Here is an 18,265-nt window from a genome sequence, read left to right on the forward strand (position 1 = left end):
GGATGAGCCTACAACGCCGCTGTCTTCAAAAGAGACGGAAAGTCTATTTAGGTTGATTCGCCAGTTACGTGATGACGGTGTCGCGATCATCTATATCAGCCATCGAATGGCTGAGATATACGCATTGTCCGATTTTGTTTCGGTGCTCCGGGACGGCCGTTACGTGGGTTCGCTGGACCGTGGCACGCTATCGGCTGAAACCCTGGTCCGGATGATGGTGGGTCGCGATGTTTCCGGTTTCTATGCCCATGAGCGTGCTACGTGTTCTTACGAGCAACCGGTACTACGTGTCCGCCACCTTACTGATGGTTTAAAAATTCGAGATTGCAGTTTCGATCTGTATGCTGGCGAAATTCTCGGGATTGCAGGGCTGGTGGGCTCAGGGAGAACAGAACTTGCCCGATTAATTGCAGGTGTCGATGCATACTCGGGTGGACACATTGAACTGGACGGCGAAGTTGTAGCCATACGCTCCCCTCGCGATGCAGGCAATGCAGGTATCGCCTATCTGACAGAAGACCGTAAAGCCTTGGGCCTCTTTCTCGATATGAGTGTCCACGACAATATCAATGTTTGTGTATTGGGAAATGATGCTTCATTGACGGGTTTTGTGGACCGGACGGCTGGAACCGGACGCACCGAACAAGCCATTCAGGCACTCAATATCAAAGCATCTCCAGACATCAATGTCGGCGCGCTGTCTGGAGGCAACCAACAAAAGGTTTTGCTGGCTCGTCTGCTTGAGATGAAGCCCAAAGTGCTGTTCCTGGACGAACCCACCTCGGGTGTCGATATTGGAGCCAAAACAGAGATATATAAAATAATCAATGCATTGGCCGCCTCCGGCGTTTGTGTAGTGATGATTTCAAGTGAACTGCCAGAGATTGTTGGTATCGCTGACCGTGTATTGGTCATGTGTGAAGGGAAACTTGTCGCCGAACTCGGTGGCCGCAGCGGTGTTGATATCACACCCGAAACCATTATCGCGTTTGCCACAGGCAGCGACAGCTTGACTCTAGCCAACGGAGACTTAGTTCAATGACTTCCCCACTGCAACGCAAAGTAGCAAGTGACTTCATCACACCCAATACGCGGAACATTGCCGGACCTGGCGCACAGGAAAAAATGCGCCAACTGATGAGGGTAGCGGGCATGCTCCCCGTATTGTTGCTCCTGTGTGTGGGCTTCAGCCTGATGAGCGACAACTTCTTCTCGGCGCAGAACTTCTCGATCATCAGCCAACAAGCCTCTATCAATGTGGTATTGGCATCCGGTCTGACTTTCGTGATTTTGACCGGGGGCATCGACCTTTCAGTGGGTTCGATCCTGGCTGTTTCCGCGGTAGTGGCGCTGTTGGTATCGCAAGTTCCCGGATTGTCCTCTCTGGCCATCCCTGCGGGGCTTGGAATCGGCCTGTTGCTCGGGCTCGTCAATGGCGTATTGGTCGCTTTTGGCAAGCTGCCTGCGTTTATAGTCACACTGGGCGGATTGACGGCGATGCGTGGGATCGCACGCCTCATCGGCGAAGACAAAACGGTGTTCAACCCCGACTTGTCATTTGCCTTCATTGGAAACGATACGTTGTTCGGGGTGCCATGGCTGGTTGTCATCGCGCTGGTAGTGGTGACTCTTTCGTGGCTCATTCTTCGCCGGACGGTTTTAGGCGTACAGATTTACGCAGTGGGTGGCAATCCTGAGGCCGCGCGGTTATCGGGAATCAAGGTCTGGAAAGTCCAGCTCTTCGTTTACGCCATATCCGGTTTGCTGGCAGGTGTGGGGGCCATCATGACTTCCGCTCGTTTGATGGCGGCCAACGGTCTGCAAATGGGCCAGTCCTATGAACTCGACGCTATCGCCGCCGTCATCCTGGGTGGCACACGTTTCACCGGCGGCGTCGGCACCATCGTCGGTACGCTGATTGGCGCCCTGATCATCGCGACACTTTCCAACGGTCTGATATTGCTGGGCGTTTCGGATATCTGGCAATACATCATCAAGGGTGTCGTCATCATCGGGGCGGTAGCACTCGATCGTTTTCGGCAGGCCGGCGCACGAACCTGAACTCTATAAAACTCCTCTAATACTCCAACAATAAGAGACTGTGCTCATGAAAAAAACAATATTGGCCGCTGCTTGTGCACTCCTGGCATTTAATACCGCTCAAGCGCAAGAATTGAAATCCGTCGGGATAACCGTTGGCTCGCTGGGAAATCCGTATTTCGTAGCGATGGTAAATGGCGCCAAAGCGCAGGCATTGCAGATCAACCCCGCCGCAAAATTCACCTCAGTCTCGGCCGACTACGATCTAAACAAGCAGTTCACCCAGATCGATAACTTCATTTCGTCGGGCGTAAACCTGATTCTTGTCAATGCCGTCGACCCTGTAGCGATTGCACCTGCGATTGCCAAAGCCAGAAAGGCCGGCATAGTGGTTGTGGGGGTTGATGTCATGGTGCAGGGTGCCAACGCCACGGTACAGACAGATAACGTTGAAGCCGGCAAGATAGTCTGTCAGTACATTGCCGAGCAGCTGGGTGGCAAGGGTAACGTTATTATCCAGAATGGTACGCAGACTTCAGCAGTCCTGGATCGTGTCAATGGGTGTAAGAGTGTTTTCGCACAGGCACCTGATATCAAGGTACTGTCCGATAATCAGGATGCCAAAGGCTCGCGAGAAGGTGGCTACAGCGTGATGCAAGGCGACCTGACTCGCTTTGCAAAAATCGACGCGGTGTTCGCTATCAATGATCCCCAAGCCATAGGTGCAGACCTGGCAGCAAAACAACTCAAGCGTAAAGGCATCATTATCGCATCGGTGGATGGGGCTCCCGATATTGAGACAGCACTCAAAAGCGATACACAGATCCAGGCTTCTGCCTCTCAGTCCCCTTGGGGCCAGGCACAACAGGCCGTAACGATGGGTAACGACCTGCTGAATGGCAAATCCCTGGAGAGCACAACGGTACTGCTTCAACCCTCACTTGTAACCCGAGCTAATGTTATGGAGTACAAAGGTTGGCAAGCTGACCAATGACTAATATGCGGTTTAGTCAGGTGGCATAGGGGTATCCAGCCACATCTGGAATGCGGGTAATGGCTGCTGCGAGGTACTCGTAGTAGCCGAACAGCCTGAATTTAATGATCTTCCGGTGGCTCTGGTTAAGTATCAGGCCCATGGATGTGCTYCAATTATTGGCCTCTTAGAGGTGTGCTCGCTAAGGATTCAGTTGATCCTGTTGTCATTATGTATCCATAAGTATTGTTCAAGCTCCACGTATCTCGGTATGGGGGCGTGAACGACGCTTGCTGACGAGAAACCTGGCATGTTTTCCAACGCAAACACAATAGTAAGCATAGAGCTACTTGACTACGTCAAGGCTCTGCCTGGTAATCGAATTGTCGTTGCGCTGGCGGGGCCACCTGGTGCCGGTAAGTCCACCGTCTCTGAGGCCTTGGTAGAGGCCCTTAATCGTATTATGCCGGGGAGTGCAGCGGTCATCCCCGGGGATGGCTTTCATTACGATGACGCGGTTCTTGGATCCTTGAACCTTTTAGACCGTAAGGGCTCCCCCGAAACATTCGATGTGGGTGGCTTCAGGAGTCTGCTGCTGCGGCTTCGTGCGAACAACGAACCAACGGTTGCCGTTCCAGTATTCGATCGTAACCTGGAGATATCCCGTGCCGCAGGACGATTGGTTTCCTCTGACGTGAAATATCTCATCGTGGAAGGAAACTACCTTCTATTGAATCTTGCCCCATGGTCGTCCTTAAAGGACTGTTTTGACACCACCATTATGCTGCAGGTTGACCGTAAAACCCTGGAGACGCGACTGCTTGATCGATGGCGATCATTCGGGTTCGATGAGTCTACTGCCTATGAAAAAGTTCATTGCAACGACCTTCCGAATGCCGAGTTTGTGATTTCGGCCAGCAGTAGAGCTGACTTCACGATCACAGATGAAGAACCTGCTTCTTCTCCTTGAACGAGAGTGTCGCAGCCGGCGTGGCTGCCTATCAACAGGCCAATTAACGCTATCAACAACCTGTAGCGAACCATTAAAGAGCAAACGACTATGTATCTGGTATGTGGCGAAGCGCTGTTCGATTTTTTTAGTGAAAACGACCCCGGAGCTCAAGCTTCAAAAATAAACTACAAGGCCATTACCGGCGGTTCACCGTTCAATGTCGCCGTCGGGCTGCGGCGCCTGGGTATCGACGTGGCGTTGTTTGCCGGGTTGTCCATCGACTATCTGGGCCGGCGTTTACAGCAAGTATTGCAGGAGGAGGGCGTGCGTTTGGATTACCTTCAGGACTTCGACGCACCGACCACTCTTGCCATGGTCGCCGTTGGTGCCGATGGCTCGCCGCATTACAGCTTTCGCGGCGAAGGCTGCGCTGATCGTCAGCTGTTGCCGGGGCATTTGCCTGAGTTGGGCGCTGAGGTGCGAGGGCTGCATATCGGCTCGTTCTCGTTGGTGGTGCAGCCGATTGCCGATACCCTGTTGGCTCTGGTCTGCCGGGAAAGTGGCAAACGCCTGATCAGTCTCGACCCCAACGTGCGACTCAACCCAGAGCCGAATATCGAATTGTGGCGCGAACGTATCGGCGCTCTGGTCGAACATGCCGATCTGATCAAGGTCAGTGACGAAGACCTGAACCTGCTCTACCCAGAGCGTGATCCGCAGAGCGTGATCGAGGGCTGGCTGGAGCACCGCTGCCAACTGGTATTCCTCACCCGTGGCGGTCAGGGCGCGACAGTTTTCAGCCGCCGTCATGGCACTTGGTCGGTGCCGGCCCGTGCCGTGGCGATAGTCGATACCGTAGGCGCCGGTGACACCTTCCAAGCGGCATTGATTGCTTGGCTGACTGAGCAGCAACTGGATTCGGTGGAGGGCTTGCAACGCTTGAGCCGTGAACAGATCGACGCAATGCTCGACTTTGCCGTCAGCGCCGCGGCCCTGACCTGCGGTAAAAACGGTCCGGACTTACCTTTTCGGCATCAGTTGCATTGATATCTGGTCAGGATTGTTTCGTCGGCACTGCACTCTACCCTGATCGCGCCGCCTCCGTGCCGGATATCAACACGGGAAAACTTTGCACTCGCCGTTGATGCCGGGGTTTTGGCAGTCGCGCGCGATCAAGGAAAAACTCACGTCATCGGTGTGTCGAATTTCGATGGCGCTCAACTCAAGCAGGCGGCGAAAGAGATCGTTTCGCTCCAGCCGCCGTGCTCCGCCTTGTGGTGAAAGGTTGCAATCGACCTGGCTCCACGCAATCACAGCCATTAAAAAAAGCGGCCCTTTGGCACCGATAACATCGTTTCTCGGCGGCGCTGCTTTTCACTATATTGGCCGCCAGATCCGGTGAGTGACTCAACATTCGCCACCCTCAGTGCGAGTAGTCTTTATGAATAAAAAACCAGACAACGCAGGGTTTGTTAATGCAGGTGCGGGAACCCGTGCCGTGTGGGGCGGGGAGCAGGTCAGGCATCCCTACAACGCCACTCAAACGCCCATCGTGGTCAGTGCCGCCTATGGTTATGACGACATCGATGTCTGGTACGACGTTGCGTTGGGCAAGGCGCCCGGCTTTATTTACAGCCGCATGAGCAACCCGACAGTCGAGACCCTCGAGGCAAAGATTTGCGAGTTGGAACTGGCCGAATCAGCCGTGGCTTTCAGCAGCGGGATGGCGGCGATCAGCAGCGTGCTCTACACCTTCCTGGCCCATGGCGATCGGGTGGTCTCGACCAGGGACAGCTATGGCGGCACCAACAAGATTTTCGAAGAGTTCCTGCCACGCACCGGTGTGAACGTGACGTTGTGCGAGACGTTCGATCACGAAGAAATCGAACGCGAAATCGCCAAAGGTTGCCAATTGGTGTATCTGGAAACGCCAACCAACCCGACGCTGAAAATACTCGATATCGAGCGTCTGGTGGCTGCGGCCAAGCGTGTCGGTGCCATTGTGGTGGCGGATAACACCTTCGCCACGCCATTGAATCAGAACCCGCTGGCACTGGGTGTGGACGTGGTCATTCACAGTGCCACCAAGTTTCTCAGCGGCCACGGCGACGTGCTTGGCGGCCTGGTGTGCGGTAGTGAATCACTGATGGACAAGGTGCGTCATTACCGGGAAATCAACGGTGCGACGCTCGACCCGTTCTCCGCCTACATGATCATTCGCGGCATGAAAACCTTGGTGCTGCGCATGCGTCAGCAGCAGCGCAGTGCCCGCGCACTGGCCGAGTACCTCTGCGTCGAACCCTTGGTGGAGTCGGTCAATTATCCCGGTTTGCCAGGCCATCCGAATCATGCGGTGGCGTGTGCGCAAATGTCCGGCTTCGGCGCCATCGTCAGCTTTGTGGTGGCGGGCGGCATGGACACGGTCAAGGTACTCTTGCCACGACTGCGATTCGCCCATTGCGCGGGCAATCTCGGTGCGGTGGAAACCATCTACGGTCCGGCCCGCACCACCAGCCATGTCGAGAACACGCTGGAGGAACGCCTGGCCCTGGGTATTTCCGAAGGGCTGGTGCGGATCTCTGTCGGCATTGAAGACACCGACGATCTGCTCGACGACCTGAAACAGGCGTTCGCATTTGTCAGGGGGGCGGGCAACGAACCCGCACCATCAAACACGCAGCTTTCAATCAATGAAAGTTGCGCCGAAGTTGCAAGCTGAAGCGTTAGCGTTAAACCTCACTGCAAGGATGTGAGTGGGGCGTTCATGAAGTGGAATAATAATAAAACTTAGTGGCGATCTGTTTTTTCTCTGCCCAGTCAGTCATCGCAGACGTTAATTCGCGCCCTAATAACTTTCATGAGAGCAACCATGTCCATAAAAGAAGAACAATTTCACTCGCGTTCCGGTTTTAAACAGGAAATGCAAACACGGCATATTGTCATGTTGGCATTAGGTGGCGTCATCGGTACCGGGCTGTTTCTCACGTCTGGATATACGGTTAACCAGGCCGGTCCTCTGGGTGCGGTGATCGCTTATATCATCGGCGCGCTCATGGTTTACATGGTGATGATGTGCCTGGGCGAACTGGCGGTACAGATGCCGGAAACCGGTTCGTTCAGTACATATGCCACCCGCTTTCTGGGGCCCGGTACCGGGTATACCGTCGCCTGGCTGTATTGGCTGACCTGGACGGTGGCCATCGGTTCTGAATTCACCGCCGCCGGTATCTTGATGGTGCGTTGGTTCCCGGATACACCGGTATGGATCTGGAGTGCGTTGTTTGCAGGTCTGGTGTTTCTGACCAATGTGATTTCGGTGCGCCTGTTCGCTGAGACCGAGTTCTGGTTGTCTCTGGTTAAAGTGGTGACCGTCATCGTGTTTTTGATGATTGGCGGTGGCGCGATTCTCGGTTTGCTGCACATCGAGCAGAGCCACAGTATCGGGTTGAGCAACTTCACTCGCGAAGGACTTTTTCCTACCGGAGTCATGCCGATAGCCATGACGTTATTGGCGGTGTCTTTTGCATTCTCCGGCACTGAGTTGATCGGTATTGCCGCAGGGGAAACCAAAGACCCGCAGCGCAACGTGCCGCGTGCCATCCGCACGACCGTGCTGCGCCTGGCGATCTTTTTCGTAGGGACCATTTTTGTCCTGGCAACACTATTGCCTCGAGAGCAGGCCGGCCTGGTAGAGAGTCCATTCGTGACTGTGTTCACCTACATCGGGATTCCCTATTCGGCAGACATCATGAACTTCGTGATCATCAGTGCCTTGCTGTCGGCCGCCAACTCCGGTTTGTATGCCGCGTCACGGATGATCTGGACGCTGAGTGACCAGGGTCACCTGCCCAAGCGATTCTCGGCACTGACGCGCATGGGCACGCCGCTCAACGCGATTATCATCAGCATGGCGGGTGGGGCTGCCTCGTTGCTCAGCAGTGTGTTTGCCGCCGACACCATCTATCTGGCACTGGTGTCGATCTCCGGATTGGCGGTCGTAGTGGTCTGGATGAGCATCGCTGCGAGCCAGATTGCTTTCCGCCGTCACTATGTGGCCAACGGCGGTGACATCCGCGACTTGAAATTCCGTGTCCGGGGTTATCCATGGGTGCCGTTGGGAGCGCTGGTCTGCTGCAGTCTGGCGTGTGTCGGGATTGCCTTCGATCCGGAGCAGCGAGTGGCGTTGTACTTCGGTTTGCCCTTCATCGCCTGGTGCTATTTCGTGTATTACATTACCCGCAAAAGCCGCGAGCGACGCTTGTCGGTTGCCCCCTTGGCACAACCGTCCGACGCGTTCTAGTCAGCGTCGACGGGATGGGCAAGCGTGCTCGGTGGAGGGGGCGTCCAAGAGGTTCAAGCCATGAAGCAAAAGACGCTACCCCCATTGAACTGGCTGCGGGCATTCGAGGTGTCTGCCCGCTGTTTGAACTTCACCCATGCCGCCGAAGAACTGTTTTTGACCCAGGGCGCGGTCAGTCAGCAGATCCGCCAACTGGAGAGTCATCTTGGGGTGGCACTGTTCAAGCGCTTACCCCGTGGCCTGGGGCTGACCGAGGAAGGCCAGGCTTATCTGCCGGTGGTGCAGGATGCGATCACGCGACTGGCAGTGGGGACCAACGAGATTTTTGGCCAGCACAAACGTCGGCCGATCAAGGTGCGTGGCAGCCTGGCGTTCTTCGTGCATTGGCTGGCACCCAAGCTGGCGGGGTTTAGCCAGGCGCATCCGCATGTCGATATCCGCTACATCAGCAATATCTGGGTCAAGGAACTGGACGGTGAGGATGACATGGAGATTCGCTGGGGCCACGGTCAATGGCCCGGCCTGGTGTCGCAGCGCCTGACCTGGGACACGTTGTTTCCGGTCTGCTCGCCGGACCTGATGGCGAAGTCGCCGCTGACGATCCCGGCGGACGTGTCGCACCATCCGCTGTTGCATGTTCTGGGTTACGAAGAGGGTTGGGGTTACTGGTTGAACATGGTCGGTGCGGACACCGTCGACTCCTCGATCGGCATGCAGTTCGACACATTGATCTGCACTTTGCGCATGGCCGAGTTAGGGCAGGGGATCGCCCTGGCGCGGTCCTCGATGGTGGAGGAGATGCTTCAGGACGGACGATTGGTCGAACCCTTTACCCAGCGTATCGAAGCCAGCGAGTCTTTTTACCTTGTGCGCGGTTCCGGGGCCGAGCAGCACCCCGACGCAGTGATGTTTTCCACCTGGCTGGTCGAGCAGGCACATCGTTTCAAATGAATGGCCGGAGCCAACCATGCGTTATGTGAGTACCCGAAATTCGGCCGTGCAGGTCGACTTCGAACAGGTCGTATTGTCTGGCATTGCCGAGGACGGTGGGCTGTTCGTACCGCTTGAACTGCCGCTGTTTGAAGCGCAGGACATCGCCAACTGGTCGACCTTGCCCTATGACGAACTGGCCTACAGGGTGATCAGTCCGTTCGTGGGGGAGGCGATCCCCGAGACAGACCTCAAGCGCCTGCTCAAAGAGGCTGGCAGTCAATTCAGCCACCGTTCCCTGGCGCCTTTGCATCAGGTCGATCGTAACGAGTGGGTGCTGGAACTGTTCCACGGCCCGACTCGCTCCTCGAAGGATTTTGCCGCGCAGTTGCAGGCGCGGCTGGTGCCGTATTTTCTGCGCAAGCGCGGGCGTCGCGGGGTGGTGATCGGTGCCACCAACGGCGATACCGGGCTGGCGGCCATCGAGGCGTTCAAGCACTGCGAGGACACCTGCGTGGTGGTGTTTTACCCAGAGAAGGGCGTCCCCCTGGACCAACTCCAGCATCTGCAAGCAGCGGCGCACCCAAGGGTTCATCAGTTTGCAGTGAATGGCAGCTTCGATGAGTGCCAGACCATCGTCACCCGGCTGTTCCGGGAATGGCCGAATACGCAGCACGAGGCGATCAGTTTCAACTCGAGTAACTGGGTCAGTGTGTTGGCGCAACTGGTGTTTTACTTCCACGCCGTGTTGCAACTGGGAGGCGGCCAGCGACCGATCGGTTTCAGTGTGCCGGCGGCGAGTTTTGCCGAGGTGTATGCCGGCTACATCGCGCAAAAAATGGGCCTGCCGATCACCCAGATGATTGTTGCGACCAACCAGAACGACGCGTTGCATCAGTTGTTTCAGAAGAACCACTACAGCAGGTCACGAGCCAACAAGACGCTTTCGCCTGCCATGGACCTGTCGATCTTTTCCAATCTGGAACGCTTCCTTTGGGAGCTCTACGGGCGTGACGACCAGGCGGTGTGTGCGCTGATGGAGGGGTTCGAGTCCAGCGGCGAGATGGTCATCGCCAACGAATTCTGGTTGCAGGCGCGGATGATCATCGACTCCTACGCGGTCAGTGATGAGCAGACGCTGACGGAAATCACCTCGCTGTATCGCGACACGGGATACGTCATCGACCCGCATACAGCCACTGGCGTGCTGGCCGCCCGATTGTATCGGCGAAGCCTGGTGGCGCCAATGGTGACCCTGGGGGAAATCTCGCCGGTCAAGTCGGCGGCACTGCTTGGCGAGTTGGGCATCAGTGTGGCGGGACCGCAACTTGAGGTCGCGACGCAAGGACAGGCGCAGGTTTACCGGATTCAACCGGACGACCTCGATACCATCCATGAGCTGCTCGGCGCGCTGTGAAGGCGCGACAACAGGAGGCCAAGTGAAGCGAATTCTGGACCCCCTCGATGAACACATCATCGCGGAACTACAGCTCAATGCCAGGGCTGCACATGCCGAGCTGGCAGCCAAGGTCAATCTGTCACGCAATGCGGTGCGCCAACGTATAGAAAGACTTGAACGCGACGGGGTAATACAGGGATATACGGTACGCACGGGGGAGGGGCGACAAGCCACTTCGAACATCAACGCGGTGATTTTCGTTTACCGCTACGACCGGATGCGGGGGGCGGAAGTGCTGCAAGCGCTACGGGCCATTCCGGAAGTCATCCAGTGCGATGTCATGAGCGGTGAATTCGACCTGATGCTGCGGGTGGGCGCTGCGAGCCCGCAGCGGGTGCACAAGGTCTGGACTGAAATTGCCGCGTTGCCCGGGGTGGAAAACACCGTGACCTCCTTTGTGCTGTCGTCTGTCGTGTAGCCCATTTTTCGTACCGCCAAAAGCCAACCTGTGTTGGCTTTTATGCGTGCGCCAGGCATGGCACTCTCACCCGTTTCATCCCAACGTTGCCAGGGCAAAAGCAACCATATCCCCACCGCTATCGCGAGCARGCTCGCTCCYACAGTTTTGATCTTCAGTGACCGCCAATCCCACGGCCGGCCACAATCCCTGTGGGAGCGAGCTTGCTCCGGGCGGCGTTCCGACGATGAGGCCCTGTCATCCAACATCTCTATTGACTGTCACGCCGCCATCGCGAGCAAGCTCGCTCCCACAGGGGGCAGTGGTGAGGCGGGTTTATGCGGCCAGCTCGATTTGATCAAGCACGCGGTTCGCGGTGATTTCTGCGAGCATCACGCTGTTGGAAATGCCCAGCAGGGCATTGCGGTCACCACCCTCCAGATGATCCACCAGTTGATGCACCATCGGGTAGCTTTGGCCAAATCGGTGGCGCGAGCTGTCCCCAAAACCTGTGGGAGCGAGCTTGCTCGCGATGAGGCCACAACAGTCAACATTGATGTTGAATGTAAGACCGCCATCGTGAGCAAGCTCACTCCTACCCGATTCCGAAACTCTGTCCTGACACTGGTCAAAACGCCCATAAAATAGAGCAAATTGGCCTATTTCACTGCCCTGGGCCCAGCCCTAACCTAGTGCCCAACAACCCATTCCCCGGATCGAGGGCATAACAAAATGACTGAATACAAATTGGCGCTGGTTGGCTTTGGTGGTGTTAACCGGGCATTGGCTCAGCTGATTGCCGAACGCAACGAACAGTGGAAAACAGAACTGGGTTTCACCTTGAAAATCGTTGGTGTGACTGACTTGTTTCTCGGTTCGGTGATTGGCCGCGAAGGGCTGGACGCCAATGTGCTCGCCCAATTGCCGGCAGTCAAAGGTGCATTGGCGCAACTGTCGGGTGGCGACGTCACAGCCCTCAATGAAGCGGTGATCAAGGACTCCGGCGCGGACATTATTGTTGAAGCCACGTTTACCAACCCGGTGGACGGTGAACCGGCAACTTCGTTCTGCCGTTGGGCGCTGGAGGGCGGCAAACATGTCGTCACCACCAACAAGGGCCCCATCGCCTTGCACGGCGCCGAGCTCAAGGCACTGGCTCGACGCAAGCATGTCGCCTTTGAATACGAAGGCTCGGTCATGAGCGGCACGCCGGTTATCCGCCTGGCCCGGCAGGCACTGGCCGGCAGCTCCATTGTCGGTTTTGAAGGGATTCTCAACGGCACGTCCAACTTCGTGCTCACCAGCATGGAAGGCGGCCTGGGGTTTGCCGAGGCCGTTGCCAAGGCTCAGGCGCTGGGTTACGCCGAAGCCGACCCGACGGCGGATGTCGAGGGGCATGACGTGCGCCTCAAGGTGGTGATCCTGGCGAATGAACTGCTGGACGCGAAGCTGACGGTCAGTGACGTCACGTGCAGCGGCATTTCGTCCCTCAGCCTTGGCGACATCGAAAAAGCCCGGCAGGACGGTGCGCGCTGGAAGCTGATCGGGTCGGCGATGCGCCATGCCGACGGTTCGATCAGTGCCAGTGTCGAACCGCGGCTGTTGAACAACGACCATCCGCTGGCCAGTGTCGGCGGYGCGACCAACGCGGTGTCGTTTACCTCCGAACTGCTCGGTGCGGTGACGGTTTCGGGGCCGGGAGCCGGGCGTACGGAAACAGCGTTTGCGCTGCTCTCGGACATCGTCAGCATCCATCAGTCCATTGCACGCAACCAGGAGTAAGCCTGTGAAATTATCGCGCCTGGTTCTGGATATCGTGGAGCCGCCCATTGAAGTCTTTAACGCCTATGACGGTTCCGTCATCGGCAGCGTAACGAATGTCTGTGCGTCGCAAGTTCCCCAGTTGTTGGAGACTGGGCGCAGTGGTGCACGAGCGTGCGCGCAGTTAGCGCGTCATCGTCGGGCTCGCATTCTTGAGCAAGCCGCAATCAACATCGAACATGATGCCGGTGTGTTTGCCAGGCTGATCGTCGACGAGGCCGGGAAGACCCTCAAACAGGCGGAAAAGGAGGTCAAGCGTTGCGTCAACACCCTCAAGCTGTCGGCCGAGGAGGCCAGGCGCAATGCCGGGGAGGTGGTGCCTTTCGACGCTTATGAAGGCTCCGAATCGCGTCAGGGCTGGTTTTCCCGTGAGCCTCTGGGGCTGATCGTTGCGATCACGCCGTACAACGATCCGTTGAACCTGGTGGCGCATAAGCTCGGTCCGGCCATTGCGGGCGGTAACGCGGTGATTCTCAAGCCCTCCGAGCTCGCGCCATTGTCGGCCATTAAACTGGTGTCTTATCTGGTCGCGGCAGGCTTGCCTGAATCAGTGGTCACAGTCGCCACCGGCGGCGCGGAACTGGGCAAGGCGTTGGTCGCCGCCCGTGAGGTGCGGATGATTTCCTTCACCGGCGGTTTCGTCACCGCAGAGCAGATTGCCCGCACGGCCGGGTTGAAGAAACTGGCCATGGACCTGGGCGGCAATGCGCCGGTAATCGTCATGGGCGACTGCAACCTTGAGGCCGCTGTCGAGAGTTGCGTGTCCGGAGCTTTTTGGGCAGCGGGGCAGAACTGCGTAGGCACTCAACGCTTGCTGATTCAGGCGTCGATTTATGAAGCGTTCCGGGAGCGATTCGTCAGCCAGGCCCGTGCGCTTGTGGTCGGCGATCCATTGCTGGCCGACACCGATATCGGCCCCATGATTACTGCGCAAGCTGCGCAGAATGCCGAGCAAGTGGTGAACGAGGCCTTGCAAGAGGGCGCCACATTGCTCTGCGGCCATCGGCGTGCAGGATCGTGTTACGCCGCCACCGTGTTGGAAAACGTCGATCACGCCAGTCGACTCTGGCGCAATGAAGTCTTCGCTCCGGTGGTGGTATTGCAGCTGTTCGAAACCTTCGATGAAGCCATCGCATTGGCCAATGAACCCGAATACAGCCTGCATGCCGGGATCTTCACCAATGATCTGGCTACCGCGATGAGCGCCGCACGGAGGATCGAAGCCGGGGGAGTGATGATCAACGACTCTTCCGACTACCGCTTCGATGCGATGCCGTTTGGCGGTTCCAAGTACGGTAGCCTGGGCCGGGAAGGGGTGCGTTTTGCCTACGAGGAAATGACCCAGCCCAAGGTGGTGTGCCTTAACACGTTGGGTTAGTCGATTCGCGGTAAGTGGATCAGCTCGTATGGCATTGGGTCGGTTTGGTCACCGGCCCAATGCGTTTTGCTGAATGGGGAGAAAGGAGAAGTTGAATATTTTCACTGAGCTGATAACCGCCAAGAAAGCGTCTGTTGCAATCTGAGGGGCGGTGAGATCTGAAGAATGACGACTTCTGGCGGTTTTGTGCATGTCGTGACTGACCCTTTGGGCCATGAGCGGTCGGTGACAGGCTAGTGGCAAATCGAATGCAAGCGGGCGCGCTATCACCGAATTAACTGAATCTTATAGCGATGCCCTGACCACCAATGGACAATCAACTGGCTGGGCTCCCGATACGTCGAGGGTCTCGATCAGGTGCCGGGCAGCCTTGCGACCGATCTCGTAGTACGGCAGTTGCACCGTGGTCAGCGGCGGGATGAACAGCTCAGCCATACCGATCATGTTGTCGTAGCCGAGCACGGCGACATCGTCGGGAATTTTCAGGCCACGGCCCAACAATAGCTGATAGGCACAAAAGGCAATGCGGTCGTTGCCACAGATCAGAACATCGAACCGGGGACGACCCTCGATGATGTGCCGGTCGAGGATGGCTGCGGTTTCACCATAGGCATCATGATCGGAAAGGTCGTATTGCAGCAGTGCGTCAGGCGCCAGGCCGAATGCCTGACAGGCACGCTGCAGGCCTTTTTGTCGCAGGCCCCAGGCCAGACTCTGTTTAGGCAGATTGATACACAGAGGGCGCCGATAGCCTTGGCTCAACGCGTGATGTACGGCGCGATACTGCCCAGATTCGTCGTCCGGCACATAACTGACCAGGTGACTGTCTCCGGCCAGGCAATTGGCGAGTACCAGGGGTTTGCTTTTCAAGCGCTCGGGAATGCATACCTGGCGAAACCCCATGGCGCTGAAGATCAACCCGTCGGGACGGTGCGACAACATCAGGTCGATGTTCTGGTCGGTGGGCGGGTTGCTCAACAGGTTGAGGATAAAGACATTCCAGCCGGCTTGCTGTGCGGTCTGTTCGATGGACAGCAACAGCTCGACCGCGAACGGTGTGGTCGCGGTGTCCAGCGCGAACACTCCGATAGTTCGCGACTGGAGGTTGTCGCCGCGCATTTTGCGCGCCGACAGGCTCGGTACGAATTGCAGTTCATCAATGGCGCGCCGCACCCGCTGAAGGGTTTCGGGGCTCAGTTTTTCCGGGTTATTGAGCGCTCGAGAAACCGTCATCAGGGACACGCCGGCCAGCTGTGCAACGTCTTTCACTGAAGTCATGCGAGGTGAGCCCGGTCAGGTTGACGCAGAATCATGACACAGGGCCCGGGCTTCTCGCGACTCGAATGACGCTGCTCACAGCCATCCGCCGCTCATAGCCATCCAGAGCCGAGAGGCCATGCCTTGGGAATCGAGACACGCCCGCCACTTCCGTTGGCAAACAGCTTCACGCCCAGACTGTCGGGCCGCGGATAGAGGCGACTGCTGAGGCTGAAGCGCCCGTTCTCGTCGAACACCTCGATGGACGAGCGATCGAGAAACACACGCAGTTCCAGTCGCTCTTGTGTCGGATCTATCGCCACGCTGCGCTGGCCGGTGACTTGTGCACCCGAGCGGCTGCGGTCAAGCACCAGACGCTGCAGCGATGCATCGTAGTAGAGCAGGGTTTCTTCCTGGCCATCGTCGCTGCAACGCAAAGCGATTCCCAGGTGGCCGTCGGTGCAGCCGAGCAAATCCAGCTGCACATGGATTTCGAGCCTGTCGCCATTCACTTCCCGCACCCATCGGGCTCCCGACCCATCCCACCAGGACGTGCCCGGCAATGGCGCCTTGCGCAGTGCGGTCAGCTCCCGTGCCGGATACACGCAAAGGCGATCGGCGCACAGTTCAAGTTCGCGCGGCAACCCGAGCATGCCGCACCAGTGATGGGCCTGGCTCGGCATCGGGCTTTCCCACATGTCGAGCCACGCCCACACAAGGCGGCGACCGTCGGCGGCCAGTAGCGTTTGTGCGGCATAGAAATCGTGGCCGTTATCCAACTCGATAAAAGGCCCGCCCGTGAAGTGCCATTCGCTGTCGAGTCGGCCCACTCGATAACCGGTCTGGTACTTGTTGAGCCGTTCGTAACCCTCGGGTTGCATGCCTTGGGGGGAGTACAGCAGCACATCGCGCCCGTTCAGTCGGAACAGATCCGGGCACTCCCACATATAGCCATCGCCCTCACTGCCACTGGACACATAATCAAGGAACTCCCAGGCGTGCAGATCCGTGGAACGGTATAGCGGCAGCAGCGGTTTATCACCCAGACGCGCGCCGGCAATCAGGTACCAATAGTCATCCTCCTGCCATACCTTGGGGTCACGAAAGTGCATGATCGTGTCTTGCGGCGCGTTCTCGATGACGGCGCCATGCTTGACGAACCGGATACCGTCGGTGCTGGTGGCCAGGCACTGGACTTGGCGGATCGAGCGTTCGTCTCCCACGTCCCCCAGCCAGGTGTGCCCGGTGTAGATCAGTGCCAGGGTATCGCCACACACCACCGCGCTACCGGAAAAACAACCGTCACGGTCGAAGTCGTCGCCGGGCGCCAGCGCAATGGGCAGATGTTGCCAATGGACCAGATCGGCACTCTTGGCATGCCCCCAATACATCGGGCCCCATTTCGCTTCGAAGGGGTGGTGTTGATAGAACACGTGGTATTCGCCACGAAAGTACACCACACCGTTGGGGTCGTTCATCCAGCCCACCGGGGGGGCAAGATGATAATCGGGTCGATAGTCCTGGATGACGCGAGACAGGCCGTCACCCAGGGCGCGCTGCGCAAGGTCAAGGGAAGAAGACATTGGATCGCTCATGGTATTCAAAGACAAGGTCATAGGGCGCGTGCTCGGGCTGAGCGTAGAGAGACGTCATCCGGCAGGGTTTCAATGGCTTGTGGGTGGCGACTCAAGGCAGTGCCGTCGGCGTCGAACAGGTGCAGATTGCCGAACTCCAGCTGCAGCTCGACCTGATCGCCCACCTGCCATCCGGCGTTGACCTCACAACGACAGATCAGTGGCTCGTCCTGACCTGTATCGAGGTGCACATAGGTTTCACTGCCCAGGTATTCGACCCCGGTCACGACGACGCCGGCAGTTCCCTGCGCCGCCTTGAGCGACACGTGTTCCGGGCGAATCCCCAGGCTCAGTGGGGCGTCCACCGCCAGGTTCGAGCTGTCGAAGGGCAGGGCGGTCATACCCAGGACGGGAGTATCGACCAGGCTGGTTTTACCCGGGACATGCAGGCGTGCCGCCAGAAAGTTCATTCTGGGCGAACCGAGAAAACCGGCGACAAAGCGGCTCGCCGGGCGCTCATAGAGTTCGCGCGGTGAGCCGACCTGCTCTACGCGACCGCCATTGAGTACGACAATTTTGTCGGCCAGGGTCATCGCTTCCACTTGATCGTGGGTGACGTAGATCATGGTCGAGCCCAGTCGAGCATGCAGCCGGGCGATCTCATTGCGCATCTGCACCCGCAAGGATGCATCCAGATTGGAGAGCGGCTCATCGAACAACAAAATGTCCGGCTCACGCGCCATGGCTCTGCCCATTGCCACACGCTGGCGCTGCCCTCCAGACAGTTCCTTTGGCTTGCGTTGCAGCAGTTTGTCCAACTGCAGGATTTGCGCGGTTTTCAGCACGCGCTCGCGCAGGCTGGTCTTTTCAGTCTTGGCCAGTTTGAGACCAAAGCTGATGTTGTCGTAGACGCTCATGTGCGGGTACAGCGCATAGGACTGAAACACCATGCCGACGCCACGCTCGCGCGGCTCCAGGTCGTTGACCCGACGCCCGTCGATCAGCAGGTCGCCGCCGCAGATCGAATCCAGCCCGGCGATCAGGCGCAGCAGGGTCGACTTGCCGCAGCCCGAAGGGCCGACGAACACCACGAATTCACCCGCCGCGATTTCCAGGCTGACGTCGCGAAGAATCCGCGCGCCGCCCAATTGTTTGTTCACGTTGTCCAGTTTCAATTTAATCAC

Annotated in this window: 16 protein-coding genes and 1 pseudogene; 12 read left to right on the forward strand and 5 right to left on the reverse strand. The window is 57.6% G+C overall.

Going from position 1 to position 18,265, the window contains the following annotated elements; genetic code table 11:
- The 3 genes from AC1DU9_RS15320 to AC1DU9_RS15330 form a co-directional block, all read left to right on the forward strand.
- Positions 1 to 1,042 (forward strand): sugar ABC transporter ATP-binding protein (locus tag AC1DU9_RS15320; protein ID WP_477810431.1); only part of this gene is annotated, 1,042 nt, incomplete at its 5' end.
- On the forward strand, positions 1,039 to 2,061 hold the full coding sequence (locus AC1DU9_RS15325; RefSeq protein WP_477810432.1) for an ABC transporter permease subunit: 1,023 nt from the start codon (positions 1,039 to 1,041) through the stop codon (positions 2,059 to 2,061). The genes AC1DU9_RS15320 and AC1DU9_RS15325, both read left to right, overlap by 4 nt.
- Before the next feature lie 46 nt (positions 2,062 to 2,107).
- Positions 2,108 to 3,034: an ABC transporter substrate-binding protein gene (locus AC1DU9_RS15330; protein WP_108219387.1), complete on the forward strand. Its 927-nt coding sequence runs from the start codon at positions 2,108 to 2,110 to the stop codon at positions 3,032 to 3,034.
- Positions 3,035 to 3,050: 16 nt separating this feature from the next.
- On the opposite strand, the gene AC1DU9_RS15335 is transcribed toward AC1DU9_RS15330, so the two are convergent.
- Positions 3,051 to 3,176, reverse strand: a complete 126-nt coding sequence (locus AC1DU9_RS15335; RefSeq protein ID WP_477810433.1) for a hypothetical protein — start codon at positions 3,174 to 3,176, stop codon at positions 3,051 to 3,053.
- 147 nt (positions 3,177 to 3,323) lie between these two features.
- On the opposite strand from AC1DU9_RS15335, the gene AC1DU9_RS15340 reads away from it, so the two are divergent.
- From AC1DU9_RS15340 to AC1DU9_RS15370, 7 genes are all read left to right on the forward strand, one after another.
- The gene (locus tag AC1DU9_RS15340; RefSeq protein ID WP_223458744.1) at positions 3,324 to 3,983 is read left to right on the forward strand and encodes a nucleoside triphosphate hydrolase; all 660 of its coding nucleotides are present in this window, start codon (positions 3,324 to 3,326) and stop codon (positions 3,981 to 3,983) included.
- A gap of 90 nt (positions 3,984 to 4,073) precedes the next feature.
- The gene (locus AC1DU9_RS15345; protein ID WP_223458746.1) at positions 4,074 to 5,012 is read left to right on the forward strand and encodes a carbohydrate kinase family protein; all 939 of its coding nucleotides are present in this window, start codon (positions 4,074 to 4,076) and stop codon (positions 5,010 to 5,012) included.
- A 394-nt stretch (positions 5,013 to 5,406) separates the two neighbouring features.
- A complete protein-coding gene (locus AC1DU9_RS15350) occupies positions 5,407 to 6,684 on the forward strand; it encodes a cystathionine gamma-synthase family protein (protein WP_223458748.1) in 1,278 nt (425 codons plus the stop codon).
- Between the two features lie 150 nt (positions 6,685 to 6,834).
- On the forward strand, positions 6,835 to 8,265 hold the full coding sequence (locus AC1DU9_RS15355) for an amino acid permease (RefSeq protein ID WP_223458750.1): 1,431 nt from the start codon (positions 6,835 to 6,837) through the stop codon (positions 8,263 to 8,265).
- Positions 8,266 to 8,325: 60 nt separating this feature from the next.
- Entirely contained in the window at positions 8,326 to 9,216 is an 891-nt protein-coding gene (locus AC1DU9_RS15360; RefSeq protein WP_477810434.1) for a LysR substrate-binding domain-containing protein, read from the forward strand.
- A 16-nt stretch (positions 9,217 to 9,232) separates the two neighbouring features.
- A complete protein-coding gene (gene thrC / locus AC1DU9_RS15365) occupies positions 9,233 to 10,612 on the forward strand; it encodes a threonine synthase (protein WP_477810435.1) in 1,380 nt (459 codons plus the stop codon).
- Positions 10,613 to 10,634: 22 nt separating this feature from the next.
- A complete protein-coding gene (locus AC1DU9_RS15370; protein ID WP_008003746.1) occupies positions 10,635 to 11,072 on the forward strand; it encodes an Lrp/AsnC family transcriptional regulator in 438 nt (145 codons plus the stop codon).
- Positions 11,073 to 11,387: 315 nt separating this feature from the next.
- Here AC1DU9_RS15370 and AC1DU9_RS15375 read toward each other — a convergent pair.
- Positions 11,388 to 11,516: pseudogene (locus AC1DU9_RS15375) on the reverse strand (DUF6124 family protein); the annotation flags it as partial.
- Between the two features lie 267 nt (positions 11,517 to 11,783).
- Here AC1DU9_RS15375 and AC1DU9_RS15380 point away from each other — a divergent pair.
- Both AC1DU9_RS15380 and AC1DU9_RS15385 read left to right on the forward strand, forming a co-directional pair.
- A complete protein-coding gene (locus AC1DU9_RS15380; RefSeq protein WP_477810436.1) occupies positions 11,784 to 12,833 on the forward strand; it encodes a homoserine dehydrogenase in 1,050 nt (349 codons plus the stop codon).
- Positions 12,834 to 12,837: 4 nt separating this feature from the next.
- Positions 12,838 to 14,250: an aldehyde dehydrogenase family protein gene (locus AC1DU9_RS15385; RefSeq protein WP_223458758.1), complete on the forward strand. Its 1,413-nt coding sequence runs from the start codon at positions 12,838 to 12,840 to the stop codon at positions 14,248 to 14,250.
- A gap of 285 nt (positions 14,251 to 14,535) precedes the next feature.
- Here the strand turns inward: AC1DU9_RS15385 and AC1DU9_RS15390 are convergent, their stop codons facing one another.
- From AC1DU9_RS15390 to AC1DU9_RS15400, 3 genes are all read right to left on the reverse strand, one after another.
- Positions 14,536 to 15,528: a LacI family DNA-binding transcriptional regulator gene (locus AC1DU9_RS15390; RefSeq protein ID WP_477810437.1), complete on the reverse strand. Its 993-nt coding sequence runs from the start codon at positions 15,526 to 15,528 to the stop codon at positions 14,536 to 14,538.
- Between the two features lie 92 nt (positions 15,529 to 15,620).
- Positions 15,621 to 17,123, reverse strand: a complete 1,503-nt coding sequence (locus tag AC1DU9_RS15395) for a glycoside hydrolase family 32 protein (RefSeq protein WP_223458762.1) — start codon at positions 17,121 to 17,123, stop codon at positions 15,621 to 15,623.
- The gene (locus AC1DU9_RS15400) at positions 17,120 to 18,265 is read right to left on the reverse strand and encodes an ABC transporter ATP-binding protein (RefSeq protein ID WP_223458764.1); all 1,146 of its coding nucleotides are present in this window, start codon (positions 18,263 to 18,265) and stop codon (positions 17,120 to 17,122) included. Before AC1DU9_RS15400 ends, AC1DU9_RS15395 begins: the two co-directional genes overlap by 4 nt.

This window comes from Pseudomonas sp. P4_C1 (assembly GCF_056402155.1).